15 protein-coding genes are annotated in these 13,867 nt (G+C 31.1%); all 15 read right to left on the bottom strand.

The features are described 5' to 3' along the window. Nucleotides 1-86: 86 nt before the first annotated feature. The 15 genes from C8P64_RS09795 to C8P64_RS09725 all read right to left on the bottom strand — a co-directional run bounded on the left by C8P64_RS09795 (nt 87) and on the right by C8P64_RS09725 (nt 13,764). On the bottom strand, nt 87-800 hold the full coding sequence (locus tag C8P64_RS09795; protein WP_108171887.1) for a tetratricopeptide repeat protein: 714 nt from the start codon (nt 798-800) through the stop codon (nt 87-89). Between the two features lie 262 nt (nt 801-1,062). Then, nucleotides 1,063-1,401, bottom strand: coding sequence for a hypothetical protein (locus C8P64_RS09790; protein ID WP_108171886.1), 339 nt, complete (start codon nt 1,399-1,401; stop codon nt 1,063-1,065). A gap of 250 nt (nt 1,402-1,651) precedes the next feature. Then, the gene (locus tag C8P64_RS09785; RefSeq protein WP_108171885.1) at nt 1,652-2,137 is read right to left on the bottom strand and encodes a hypothetical protein; all 486 of its coding nucleotides are present in this window, start codon (nt 2,135-2,137) and stop codon (nt 1,652-1,654) included. Nucleotides 2,138-2,431: 294 nt separating this feature from the next. After that, nucleotides 2,432-3,628, bottom strand: coding sequence for a hypothetical protein (locus tag C8P64_RS09780; protein WP_108171884.1), 1,197 nt, complete (start codon nt 3,626-3,628; stop codon nt 2,432-2,434). 274 nt (nt 3,629-3,902) lie between these two features. Further along, nucleotides 3,903-4,616, bottom strand: a complete 714-nt coding sequence (locus C8P64_RS09775) for a hypothetical protein (RefSeq protein ID WP_108171883.1) — start codon at nt 4,614-4,616, stop codon at nt 3,903-3,905. Nucleotides 4,617-4,777: 161 nt separating this feature from the next. After that, nucleotides 4,778-5,434: a hypothetical protein gene (locus tag C8P64_RS09770; RefSeq protein ID WP_108171882.1), complete on the bottom strand. Its 657-nt coding sequence runs from the start codon at nt 5,432-5,434 to the stop codon at nt 4,778-4,780. Nucleotides 5,435-5,609: 175 nt separating this feature from the next. Next, entirely contained in the window at nt 5,610-6,212 is a 603-nt protein-coding gene (locus C8P64_RS09765; RefSeq protein ID WP_108171881.1) for a hypothetical protein, read from the bottom strand. 166 nt (nt 6,213-6,378) lie between these two features. Further along, nucleotides 6,379-7,074, bottom strand: a complete 696-nt coding sequence (locus C8P64_RS09760) for an RloB family protein (RefSeq protein ID WP_211307609.1) — start codon at nt 7,072-7,074, stop codon at nt 6,379-6,381. Further along, on the bottom strand, nt 7,064-8,395 hold the full coding sequence (locus C8P64_RS09755) for an AAA family ATPase (protein WP_108171879.1): 1,332 nt from the start codon (nt 8,393-8,395) through the stop codon (nt 7,064-7,066). Before C8P64_RS09755 ends, C8P64_RS09760 begins: the two co-directional genes overlap by 11 nt. A gap of 341 nt (nt 8,396-8,736) precedes the next feature. Next, nucleotides 8,737-9,285, bottom strand: coding sequence for a hypothetical protein (locus C8P64_RS09750; protein WP_146167209.1), 549 nt, complete (start codon nt 9,283-9,285; stop codon nt 8,737-8,739). A gap of 299 nt (nt 9,286-9,584) precedes the next feature. Beyond that, nucleotides 9,585-10,730 carry a hypothetical protein gene (locus C8P64_RS09745; protein ID WP_108171877.1) on the bottom strand — a complete coding sequence of 382 codons (1,146 nt, stop codon included), beginning with the start codon at nt 10,728-10,730 and terminating at the stop codon, nt 9,585-9,587. Nucleotides 10,731-10,883: 153 nt separating this feature from the next. Next, on the bottom strand, nt 10,884-11,402 hold the full coding sequence (locus tag C8P64_RS09740; RefSeq protein WP_108171876.1) for a hypothetical protein: 519 nt from the start codon (nt 11,400-11,402) through the stop codon (nt 10,884-10,886). 171 nt (nt 11,403-11,573) lie between these two features. Further along, entirely contained in the window at nt 11,574-12,620 is a 1,047-nt protein-coding gene (locus C8P64_RS09735; protein WP_108171875.1) for a leucine-rich repeat domain-containing protein, read from the bottom strand. A 156-nt stretch (nt 12,621-12,776) separates the two neighbouring features. Continuing rightward, entirely contained in the window at nt 12,777-13,295 is a 519-nt protein-coding gene (locus C8P64_RS09730; protein ID WP_146167208.1) for an RDD family protein, read from the bottom strand. Beyond that, nucleotides 13,288-13,764, bottom strand: coding sequence for an SRPBCC family protein (locus tag C8P64_RS09725; protein WP_108171873.1), 477 nt, complete (start codon nt 13,762-13,764; stop codon nt 13,288-13,290). The genes C8P64_RS09730 and C8P64_RS09725 overlap by 8 nt, the downstream gene beginning before the upstream one ends. Between the last annotated feature and the right edge of the window lie 103 nt (nt 13,765-13,867).

Here is a 13,867-nt window from a genome sequence, read left to right as displayed (position 1 = left end):
TCGGCTTAGTATTTTGTTGTTGGTCAAGTTAATTATTTTCTTTCTACCGCTGCCGCTTATTGGCGATGAACCGTTGTTATGTGGCGTTAACTATTTCCACATTTTGTAATCAGTTCCTTTTCATAAGTTTCTGTTACATTCGGATTTTTCATTTGCTTAGCCTTCTTTAAATATTTCCAGGCTTCTTTACAGTTATCTAAGTACATATTAACTATCGAAAGCTTATAGACAGTATTCGAGTTTTTATCGTCTATTTTTAAAGATTTGTCTAAATAACTTTTTGCAAGTTCCAGTTTTTGAAAGGCTAATTTTCTATCGGTATCGAAATTTTGATAGAAATCTCCCATATAAGTTGTTCCGTAGTCGGTTAAAATCTCCGAATGTTTAGAATCTATTTTTAAGCCTTTATCATATTGTTCTCTTGCCTTATCTAATTCACCTAGATTAAAATAAATTGAACCGTATCCGTAATATATATCTGCATTGTCAGAATCAACTAAAAATGCTTGATTAAACCTTCTCATTGCAGTAATAAAATCTTGTTTTTCATAAAGATATTGAAAACCTAATTCCGTCATTTTCTTACTAGCCTTTTTAGAATCACCATCATATTCATTTAGAAGATCATCTAAGAATTGTTGGTCGTTTTCAAGTTGATCTTGATTTTTTTGAATATTTCCATATTCTGGCTGTAGACTAGGATCCTTTTCTGCAAGTTCTGACCATTTCTCAAAAGGACTGTTTTGAGCAAATGAATTACTTATAAATAGAAATAAAATTACCTGTAGAAGTGTTTTCATCTGGATCTTGTTTTAGTTAATGCCATATAACGGTCTCGGTTATCGCCAGTTGGCGGAGTAAGGGACGCGGATTTGTCGGCTTAGTATTGGTTGGTTGGTCAAGTTAATTATTTTCTTACTAACGGTGCCGCTTATTGGCGATGAACCGTTGTTGTGAGTAGTAATTTCTAATTAAAAATGTGATTGAACATAAATAGAGTTATTACAAAATAGAATATATATTTTCTTTTAAATGTCTATCAGAATTCTACATCAGGACATTTTATTTTCTTTTTAGTTCGTTCTCAATTTTCTCTAATTTCATTTTCAATTCAAAATTAGACTTTACAAGTTCATCTAATATGGGTTGAATTTTTTCTATTACTTTTTCCGCAACTATCTCTTCGAATCTTTGACCTTCTTTAATATTTTCTTCTTTTTGTGTCGATTTTTTTAATCCAATTGTTTCTTCAATTTTATCTAAATATAATGGGTCAACACTATTACGATAAAATGCAATTCTGATACCTTCTCCAGAAATTGGTAAATCCTTTGCTAGATCTGCCCAACGTAAACCTTTTAATTTTCTTTCCTGCTTGACACGATTAATTCTTTCTTGCATTGGATTTATTGTTTTTAAAAGAGTTTAAGATAATTTCAATTTAATTTCTAAATCTTAAACTAAGATCATTGTTGAAATTATTACTCACAACGGTCTCGGTTATCGCCAGTTGGCGGAGTAAGGGACACGGAGTTGTCGGCTTAGTATTGGTTTGTTGGTCAAGTTAATTATTTTCTTGCTAACGGTGCCGCTTATTGGCGATGAACCGTTGTTGTAAACTGGAACAACACTGCGAGCTTTTTTTGAAAATCTATTTCGAATAGTTCATTTTTTGACCTAATATCTCAGAAATCAATTTTTTGTATTCCTCAACATTTTTATCAAAATTCATTTTAAGTTGAAAGCCTAAAAATGTACCTATAGTCAATAATATTCCTGCAATTAGGTATGTATAAGAATTGTTGCTGTATTCTAGAATTATAGCAGCTAAAAAACCTAAACCTAAAATTATATGTCCGTACATTAATAACTTTGATAAAGGATGTTGAGAAAACGAGACTTCTACACCTGTACCTTTTCTTGGATTAGTTTTTTTTATTTTTCCATTTACGATAATATTATTTTGTGTGTTTATCTCAAATGGAAGTAAAAGGCGTTTACGAATTTTAAAGTTTACCAGATTTTGTTTATTATCATTGATATTGAGTACAAATCTGTTCGCGTTCCCAATAGAAGATTCTAACTTTTGGCGAATCTCAATAGGACTATTTTTTACTTGAAAACTCCATTTTTTCATAATCTAAATTTAAAATACGTCTAAGCGACTCTAAAGTTGGTTGTCTGCTAATTTGAATTTATAGCAATCTACGATTTACTTTTTATAATTTTCTTTTTACCTAAAATTTTGAAGTTGTTCTTGTTTGCAACGGTCTCGGTTATCGCCAGTTGGCGGAGTAGGGGACGCGGATTTGTCGGCTTAGTGTTGTTTTGTTGGTCAAGTTAATTATTTTCTTACTAACGGTACCGCTTATTGGCGATGAACCGTTGTTGTGCGCTGGCTAATTTCTCTATCACAATAAAAGATTATTCGTCAGATTTTATTTTTAACTTCATCTATGTAAATGTCAGGTTTCCAACCAGAGGCAATTTTTCCTAAAATAAAAGTGTCAATTGCACTTAAAGCAAGACCTCCTATTGTTCCTACCCCAGGCATTCCTAATGCGGTAGTGATTGGTTCCATAGCTAATCCAGCTGATGAAAATATGATAAATTTACCCGTTTTGTATGGAAGTTTGTCTAACCATGAACTTTTCTGAATACTCTTAATATATTCATTAATTAATTTTGCATCTGCGGGAATTTCATGAGCCCATTTAGTAAACTTATCTTTTTTTTGAAAGATTGGTACAATATCTTTAAGAGTTTTATCTCCAGAATTAATAGCTCCCTTTAAATTTGCTAATCCAGTAATAGTATTATTAACAAATAAGTCAAATTCTTTTATATCATTTTGAATTTTTGTAAGACTATTCAAAAAAAATTCTTTAGTGCATATTGCACCTAAAGTTGTACCTCTAAGACTACCTTTATAACGTGTACTAATTTCAATTGTATAAGCTGTATCCAATATAAGTGTAAGAAAGGAACCTGGTAGAAAATGAAAATTTTCTTTTCCATCAATTCTAGAAGGAAGGTTTATTGAAATATTTTCTTTAATTGGAGATGTACCTATAATACCATATTCTCCGAATTGGAATCTATAGTTAAACACTTCTGGTGTTGATATAGGAGGATTAAAATAATCAGTTACCTTACGGCAGATCTTTGTTCCAAAACCATTTTCGACAATTTTTCTTTTTAAAGATGTTACAAATTCAACTGGTTGTTCATGAATGATCTGTTCAAATCTCGTTGTAGATATTTTATCGATGAGAGTAGAATTTTTCTTGTTCTTCCCGAAACATTTTTCAAATGTATTTTCCAAAACTTCCTTAGGATCGCTTTTGGGAAAATGTCTATAAAAATCAAAATCAGATTCAGGTAACCCATAAGAGTTTTTATAGGTGGCACAAATAGGGGTATCTAAATCAATGATAAGTTCTATCATACTATTATCCGTTAATAATTGCAAATCACTATAACCAACTTCGTTTAAAAAATTTTCTAAATCTGGAAACCCGCAAGTCACAATTACTTTATCATAGAATAATATAGCTTCAGCTAAAATTCCTTTATTGAATGAATTTAAATCAGAACCCGTATACCTTAAAACTGTTTTTTCAAGCATGTGAAAATTTTAAAACTAAGAAGTGTTTATAATTCCAGGTAATTGTTTCAAAATAGTCAAATTTTATTGCTTGAAAAATGGGGAGAAATCTGTAAAAAATAAAATTATACTTAATCAGGAAATGACAAATCTTTAGCTTGCGCACAACGGTTTCGCTTATCGCAAGTTACGGGAGTAGGGATGCGGACTTGTCGGCTTACCGTTTTTGTCTCTTGGTTTTCTAAATTACACTTTTTCGGCAACACCCGTTATTTGCGATGAAGCGGTGTTGGCACTAGTTTGAGTTATTAAAATCTATTGTATAATTCGATGTATTGCCTTCTCTAACAAGTATGGTGTCATTCTCTCTAACGTATTCACCATTTATTTTCCTTACAATTTCTATAATTACAGGTTGATTTGCAGCAATCTCAATTAGTCTATTGTTTTCAGATTCGTTTGACCATGGATGAATTGCTCCATCGATAGATTGAGAAAACCCAATAGGGTTTAAGAAATTCAAATTTGTTGAGAAATAATCACCTTGCTGAAAATCCTCAAGATTTGATATAGTTAAATCTAAAAATGCCTTTTTTGGAATATTGTGATTCCGCGTCATAGTAGTATCACGAATAGTTGGAAATATCGAAATTCCATTTAAATCTGCTCGAAGAAACTCATTTTCATCTAATTTTTCATAATACATTCTATGAATCCCATCAGTTAATTCATCATCACGAATAAAAAACTTTAATTGAAATTCACCATTATTATCAGTTTTTGTAGTTGCTTTTGTTCTTACGATTCCAGAACCAAAATTTGTGTTGTCCCAAATAACTGTAATTGTGTGATTTACTATCGGAACATTTCCATTGTCAGTCATCAACCTCCCAATAATTTCTGTACAATCGGTTTCGCAATTTTGACTAATTAGGTCATCCTCTTCTTTGGTACAACTTTGAAAACTCAAAGTTAATAGTAAAACGAAAATTCCAAATTTTAGTTTCATTGTCTGTTCAAATTAGTGCCAACGGTCTCGGTTATCGCCAGTTGGCGGAGTAAGGTACGCGGATTTGTCGGCTTAGTATTAGTTTGTTGGTCAAGTTAATTATTTTCTTACTAACGGTGCCGCTTATTGGCGATGAACCGTTGTTGTGTGCTGTTGTTTTGTTACTTCACACGAATCGCCTCAAATGAATCAGCAATTATGTATGGTTGTTTTAAATAAAAAGAATGAGGACTTACGATCTCATTTCCAAAAATTAGCAATCCCAGATCTTTCTTATAATTTGCTCCTTCTTGCATCGAAATTTCTTCTTTAATTTCAAAACTTAGATCGTAATCTTCACAAGCTTTTTTTATTACATCTAATAAAGGCTCTGGAATTTCTTTGTATTTCTTCTTTTCATTTTTGAAATAATCCTCAAAATTCCAAAAAAGATCAGTTAACTTAATCCAATTGCCTGAGGCATTTTCCAGTTCTATCAATAGATTCCCATAAAATTCTCTAAGATCAGTAGGAATACCAGTTATATAACATTTAAATTTCTTTTCTGTAAAGTTCCAAAGTGATGGATGTTTATCCAAAATTGCCATTTTTACATATGGCATGAAAAATCTATTATCTAGGTTTTCGCTTTTTACATATCCATCACAAGTTATTTTCCATTCTTCATATTCGATAGGAATATCATAACTGTTTTGGTTAATTGAATAAACTACCTCTAATCTCTTTTCGGAGGTTATTAACTTTTTAGATTCAAGATAAAAATTACAGTCATTGTAAAATTTATTGGTATTTGTTCTTTCTATAAACCTATTTATCATAAAATGGGATTAGAATCTTTGTAAACAATAGCATCACAACGGTCTCGGTTATCGCCAGTAGGCGGAGTACGGGACGCGGATTTGTCGGCTTAGTATTGGTTTGTTGGTCAAGTTAATTATTTTCTTTCTAACGCTGCCGTCTATTGGCGATGAACCGTTGTTGCCTCGCGTTTTGTTACTTTTTTGTCATAATTAGCATTCCATAAGAATATTCTCCTTTAGGAAGTCTATCTAAAAATGTTGAAAAGGTATTTTCTAAATCATATTTATCATTAATGATTTTATAGATTTTTCTTGCTTTTAAAACTTCACCTGGTAATTCAACCTTGTTCTGTTTGTAATAATAGTCTGAATTTAATTCCCAATATGATGCGTTATTACTTTTATCCGAATTCTGAAAAGAAAACGTAATAGTTGTTCCATCCAATCCAGAAATACAATTTTCAATTTCATAGCAGTCAATCAATGATTCAAATCCGTTTTTGTTCAATTTTGTCATTAATTCCTTTACTTCTTTATTTGGAATTTTAATCTTCTGGATCAAAGAATCATTTGTCTTTTTATGCCTTTTTTGTTTCCAAACCTTATTTATCACAAATCCAGAATATTTATTATTGTCAGTCTGAACTAGGAGAACTTTTTGATAATTATCTATTTCAGTTTTATAGATTTTTTCTGAATCAGGTGCTTCTGAAAATCCTAGATTATTGTTTACCTGGGAGAAAACTGTTTGAACTAATAGTCCGATTATTAATGATATGTAGTTTACTTTCTTCAAAATGCGTGGCAACGGTCTCGGTTATCGCCAGTTGGCGGAGTGCGGGACGCGGATTTGTCGGCTTAGTATTGGTTTGTTGGTCAAGTTAATTATTTTCTTTCTAACGGTGCCGCTTATTGGCGATGAACCGTTGTTATAGGCTGGCGCGGATTGGGTTTGTTGTAGACTATATATATTTATTTAATTCTTCTACTAATTTAAAAACAGTAGTAGAAGACTCTTCTTTTGCTGGACTGATATTACTTAATCTATTATAAATTCTCTTGGCTCTTTCTATTGCTAAAGTTTTTCTGTCCTTTTCGAACTTTTCATCAATTGATTCTAGTAGATCAAAAATTTCTTCTGTAATAACTTTTGAATTTTGGCCATCATAACTTAATCCAAAATTTTTTAAATGATTATTTATTTTCTCATCGTATTGATTCCTGTGCATCCCACCACCCTGATGGTCATCAAAATGTAGTAAAATCCAATATTCGAAGGCTTGATTAGAATATGCTACTCCAAAATTTTGAGTTTTTGCAATTTGAATAGCATTATTAAAATCTGTATCTGGAAAGTCATCCTTATCAAAAACGCACCATACTTGGTCATATCCTTTTTGTGATAACTCTATTGCTCTATTTACTAACGTAACTGTATTAAATCCTTCTCCAATTGGTTTAACTTCGGCAGTCGTTAGTTTAAATTGTCTAAAATAGGATGGTTCGGTATTCTTGCCCTCGCATACAATTAGAATTGTAGGCTTTTCATATTTTGAAGGTTTATTTCTCTCTAACTCGGGTTCATCTTTTCTGTTTCTCCTTAAAAATTTCCTATGCTTTTCTCTCGCCTCTTTCTGTAGAGCTTTTTTATTTTTCATTTTCATTGGCTACAAAAAGATCTTTATGAATTAAATTTTCGAACAAATTAAGATAAGGAACAGCTCCATATTTACCACGGATATAATTATCTTCAAAAGCTTCATTTTTTCTTACATCTTCAGATTTAAAATCAGCTAATGAGAACAATTTACCTTCTCCAAATTTATTTTTTTCAGTGAACCAAATTTGATCTCTTCTAAAAAGTCCTGAATTTAATAAGTTTGTATCCTGAGTATTAAAAATTAACTGAGCATTTCTTGGATTTAAATCAGTTGAGTTGAATAAGGAAACAATTTTACAAACTAGATTAGGATGTAATTTTGAGTCTAATTCATCCACTACTAGAGTGTAACCATTTTCCAATACATCCAGAATCGGTCCTGTGAGTGCAAAAAACTTTTTTGTTCCTGATGACTCATCTTTATCCATAGAAAAAGTCTCCGTTTCAACAACATTATTTAAATCATCATATTTTTTATGAAACGTGAGAATGTCTGAAAAGAACTCTGCATCATCTTCCTGAATTTCTTTAAGGATCTTTTCTTTTAATTCTTTAGGCATATCATTTGGTAATTTCTCTGGCTCAAGCATTTGAAGCTTAATATCTTGAATTCCCAAATCAGCAGCCTTTAAAAGGTCCAAAATTTTCCTTCTATGCTCTGCATTTTTAGTTTTATGCATTGTATAGCCTTCATAACCCTCTTCTCGTAAGCCTGAGATAGTTTTAAGACTCTTAAACCACTCGATTACCTTGATAGCAATTTCATCATTTAATTGAGCAGCAAGTGATAATAATAAAGAATTATTTCTAATCAATCCTTCCTTTACAGCGAGGTTTCCTTTTTTAAATTTTTTAGGATGAATCTCAAAATCTTGATAATCTCTATAAAAAAGTTCAATTTCTTTTGTTTTAGGTTTATGGTATAACCATTCCGAAATCACTTCGTTTGAGTCTACTTCAAAACCATACCTGTACATCTCATTCTCTTTAGAAAAAATAACCTCAAATTCACTAGGTTCTTTTTCTGTCTCCGAATTCAATCTGAATGGAACGACATTGATTTTATCACCTTTTTGACTATCTTTAGAAGAAGAATTAGCAAAACTCCTCATAAACATTAAGGCTTCTAAAAATTTACTTTTTCCACTTGCATTAGCACCATAAATCACAGCGCTTTTTAATAAGCGAAGATTAAATTTTTTATCTATAGAGATGTTCTCTTGCTCTCTAGTATCTTTGTCGTAATTGGAAGCGACTAAACTTAAAGTAGCCTTCTCTTTGAAGGTTTTAAAGTTTCGGACTGAAAATTCAATCAGCATAATAAACTTCTTTTTTGCATTTATACTGCAAATATAGCTTTTATTTTTATCTAAAATTTTAAATGGCAGCTATTTTTGAAAAATCTTTAACTAATATGAGGTTTGTTTAGCGCTTGCCTATAACGTATCGCGGTTATGTTCAGTTGCCGTGCGTGGAGCGATGTCAAGCCTTAGCTTGTAAGTCGCGGGAACGCGTAAGGTAACTGACAATAAAAATAGCCCTCAATTGCACGGCAATTGATTATAACCGAAGTTATATGCGGTCACCGAAAGCACTAAATATGAATCACAGTTCTTACGATTAGGACTACTAAATACGATTATTAATTTTTTAGTTTTTATTAATTAGTAAAATATGTCCAACCTATGACACTTAAAACTATAGTAATTATTGTTCCGATTGTAATACCAATTATACTAATTTTTTGGTCTGCTGTCAGGGTACTAAAATCGAATAAATAATAATCAATTTTTAATTTTTCTAAAGGAGTTAATTTTATAAATACTTTTCTGTCTCGAACCATAGTTTTTAGGATATAATCTGATGGTGGATAGATTTTGGTAGTTGAAAAATTTTTGAAATATTTATCGACTGATTCCCAATTAGGTAGTATTAATTCATGAGTATATTTAGCGTTTTTTTGTTTTTTAATATACGGATCAACTTTTTCAAGTTTTGGAGGTAAATGGAAATTTTTAAGAACTGTATATTCATCATTGACAGGTATTGTGATTTTTGAATTAGATTTCTTTAAAGCGTCGTGAATTCCAGGTGGTAAATCTTGAATCATTTGTAAATAATGTACATTTCTTATTTTACCATATTCTATAGTGATGTATTCATGTAATTTAGTTGGTTTAGGAGGATCGAAGTGTAATTTTTTTTTCATATTAAAGTCGATTTGCAAAATCGCAAGGGCTATTTTTATTGTTAACCGCGATACGTTACAAGTGATTAGCATTGTGGTGAAACGGAATGTAATGAGTTTCTCAATGCGTAGCGAAACAGAAACACGACCCTTAAGGGAGTGTTTCGTGTTGAGGTTATCGCTTGTAACGGTCTCGGTTATCGCCAGTTGGCGGAGTAAGGGACGCGGATTTGTCGGCTTAGTATTGGTTTGTTGGTCAAGTTAATTATTTTCTTACTAACGGTGCCGCTTATTGGCGAGGAACCGTTGTTAGGTCGCGTTTAATTAATGAATTCTCTTTTAATTTGATTGTATGGAATATTCTGTGGTTGTAAGCTTAATTTTTTCATTGCATACGCATTTAGAACACGGAATTCATTATTATTATCAATTGATTGGACAGTAATAGTTCTTTCGAAAAATTCTCCAAAATTACTCCCTGATAGGTTACTTCCCATTATAACCTTTCCATCAATGATTGAAATTTTATCATTAACCTTCCCATTAGCTACAGTCAAATTGTTTATTGCTAATATTAAATGTCCGCTAGGATAAAGGGAAATTTCAAGATTAATAAATTCAGAGATTTTTTCTTTTAAATCATACCTTAAAGTTTCTTGATCATTTTTAGTTTTAACTTCTACTATTACATATGTTTTACTGTTAAAAAGTTTGATCCTTAAATCTTCAATTTCTCGGTGTCCGTATTCAAATATTATGTTCTTAGAATTATTGCCACGAATTTTAAATTCCACACAAAATCTTATTCCTTTTGATTTTTTCTCTCTTACAGGGAATTGCATATAGGAATGCTCAAATAAACTTCCTTCCAATATTTTCCCCTTTTCCGCGATTTTAGGAGCAAATTTTGAATTAAAAGCGTAGGCATTATTGTCTCCAACAAGAATAGAATATAATTCATCAAAAATTTGAACTAGGATCTTTGAAATTTGTTCTGTGATTTCAAATGAAATTATGGGAAATTTCTCAAAAAACTCTTCATAGATCAAATTGTAGCTTTCTTCAAATTTTTTGTCTGGAATCATATGAATTCCTCCATTATAAGCTAGTGCAAAAACAAAATCTTTAACTGTATATAATTTATCTTGAATTTTTAAAATTTCGCTTTCAAAGAATTCATTTAAAGGTATTTCTAAGTATGTTTTTGTTCTTGGATTTATTCTTGAGCAGTATGAAACTTGATTGTTGATTTTGGAATCAATTTGCCCAAAATCCTCATCAAGACTAGCTAATCTTAATAAGTCAAATCGGTTTATTTGTTTGATCCAGGGATTGGTGTCATAATACATTATCCTAATAAAGAGAGGAAGAGATTTGCTTATTCTTTCATCTTCACTCTCTAAATCCTTTTTTAGATCACGATAATGAGATAATCCTCTATCAATTCTTTTGAGACTTTTCTTCATATTAAATGCGACCTAACGGTCTCGGTTATCGCCAGTTGGCGGAGTAGGGGACGCGGATTTGTCGGCTTAGTATTAGTTTCTTGGTCAAGTTAATTATTTTCTTTCTAACGGTGCCGCTTATTGGCGATGAACCGTTGTTGGCTGTAGTGCTTTTTACGGATTATTCTTTAAAGTGATTTTAATTATGCCTTGAACTTCTTTTGAAGTGTATTTTATAATCGAATCTTTGTTTTTAATTACTTGAATATGGGCAATTGAATCAGGATTTATCTTTTTTGCTTTTGAATTACTTATTTCTTTTTCATCTATTATGAAAAGTACATTTGAATCACCTTCATATTCTTCTTTGATTTTTTGTTCGAAAGGTTTTGCTTCTATCAGAATTACACCATTTATACTTTGTTCACCATAAACTTCAACTAAATCTTTTTGATCTTTGTGGATGATGCTGATTGACTCTATGTCAAATTTTGAAAAGCTTAGAGTATCCCAGCTTCTTTCTTTATAAACTATTTCATTTATTACAATAACCGGTTTGTCAGTCACTTTATTTTCTTTCTCTAAATCTGAAATAATTTTATAGATGTAATTATCTGTATTTTCCTGTGATTGGTTTTGCGAGAAAAGGAAATTTGAAAATAGTAGAATTATGATTGATAATATTGTTCTCATTTGTACTTTGTTGTTTCTCTCCAAGCATTACTGCCAACGGTCTCGGTTATCGCCAGTTGGCGGAGTAGGGGACGCGGATTTGTCGGCTTAGTGTTTTGTTGTTGGTCAAGTTAATTATTTTCTTACTAACGGTGCCGCTTATTGGCGATGAACCGTTGTTGCCACCAGTTTTTATTCGAATTGAACTTGAATACCTTTATTTTTAAAGGGTTTAATAATTTCATCAATTTTCATTTCGTCAAAATCATTTTCTCTAATTAATAAATATTCAAGCTTTCTCAAGGTTAATAGTGTGTCAGGTAATTTTTTTAAATTGTTTCCATTAACAGAAAGACTTTTTAGATTTTTTAAAGAGCCGATCCAATCGGGAATTTTATTAATATTATTATATCCAATGGAGAGCTTTTTAAGTTTTGGGAAGTTCATAATATCTTCCGGTATTTTATTAAGCTTATTGGAATGAACGTTTAGATATTCTAGATTCTTTAGTTCTAAAACTCCTTCCGGTAATTTAGTAAGATTAGCATAATTTATAAAAACATCCTTTTGATCTAAGTAATTCCCTTCCTTATAACCTGATTTTAAGTTGCTATGAATTTCTTCCTTGTTTAGCTTTTTACATAATATATCACCAATCGAGTCTCTGTACTCATAATCAATATCTCTTTGATTACTAATCGTTCCAACAACGTAATTAAATTTGTGATTTTGTTTACCGTAGCAAGCATATTGTTCGAAATGGCTTGTCTTAAATTTATTTCCAGTTCCTACGATTGGAAATTTATATCGTTGTTTAAATTCTTCTTTATTGGATGAAGTCAATAAAATCCCATTTTCAGGAATTTGAATTTCGTTGTTTGAAAAATAGTTGTTTTCTAATTTTGGTTGATTTTCAATACCAAAAACTATTATGAAACTTTGATTTTTACTTACAAAAGGATTTTCATTATCATTAAAATAAATTTCACTTGAAACATCCCAATTTAAATAATATAAAAAGTGAGATAAAATAAAGAGAAAGATTAAAGTCCACTCTATCAAGTTTCTATTTTTAACTTTTAGCTTTTTTAATATTAAACTTGAAACAATTAATATTATATAAACTCCAAATATCCATAATATGGCGCCAATGCCCCAAAATCCTAAAACAACATAAAGGAGTATAGCAAAAAGAAAGACTAAAATTGTAAATGTAAATATGGGGTTTTTTACTCTCATTAAAATTGGTGGCAACGGTCTCGGTTATCGCCAGTTGGCGGAGTAAGGGACGCGGATTTGTCGGCTTAGTATTGGTTTGTTGGTCAAGTTAATTATTTTCTTACTAACGGTGCCGCTTATTGGCGATGAACCGTTGTTAGCTCGCGTATTTAAGCACTAACTTACTTCTACGTCAGCTTTTTTATCTTGAATTTTTACAATTTTGGTTTTAGCCCATAAATCTCCAAGCTTTTGATGATGTTCAGTATTTTTAATTGCTATTATTGCTGGAATTCCTAAAAAACCTAAGTCTATAAAATCTAATAATCTTCTCCTTAAGGCCTGGGTAAATTCGATCTTACTCCCATCTATATCTCTAACTTCTAATTCAAATAATTGATGTCCTAGTGTTGCATAAAAAGTAGCTTCCATTAGAACAAAATATATAAACCAAACTATGATTGGAATGAGGCCTAAAAATCCTGTTACATGTTTTCCGCCTTCACCATTATCTTCTCCGAAGAAACCGATATAAATGAAAAAGAACAGGTAATAAATTCCATAATCGATAATCGTTGCTATAATTCTTTTGGATAGATAAGGTTTATTGTTAGTGACAATCATTGTAAAATTTGTAGGTAGTAGTTTGAATTTTGGCGGAAGATAATAATTTCTATAAAAGATATTTTTAATCAAGATTCACTTCTTTCCATCTATCAGATTCTGCGAACTCTTTTATTATTTGATTTCTTTCCTCTAATAATTTTGTCATATATCTTTTCAAAAAGAGATAATCTGCAATTTTACCTAAAAACATTAATGGTGATCTGTAGTCAAAAATATCTGTCATTAAAGTTCCATTTTCTTCTTTAGTAAATATGTGCTGATGTTTGAAACTTTCAAAAGCACCACTTACCATTTCATCGGTGAAATTGTTGGAGTAGTTGTATTCAGTAATTTTAGTTGTCAATTTTTGAGTAACTCCAAAATGTTTTCCTTTCCAGGTTACACTTTCATTAGGACCAATTAATCCGCTTGTTACTCCAGCAATTGCTTCTTCGTTAGTTTGTGCAACTGAAATTTTATGGAGATCAATGCTTCTTGATAAATTGAATACTAATTCTTTGTCAGCCTTTATGTGAGTCAGTAATTTTATTCTTGGCATTATCTCTCTAAATATGCGTGCTAACGGTCTCGGTTATCGCCAGTTGGCGGAGTAAGGGACGCGGATTTGTCGGCTTAGTATTGGTTCGTTGGTCAAGTTAATT

The sequence above is a fragment of the Christiangramia gaetbulicola genome, assembly GCF_003054225.1.
In the GTDB taxonomy this organism is placed as follows: Bacteria; Bacteroidota; Bacteroidia; order Flavobacteriales; family Flavobacteriaceae; genus Christiangramia; species Christiangramia gaetbulicola.
Note: the sequence above shows the minus strand (reverse complement) of the source record. Positions and strands in the feature narration are given on the sequence as shown.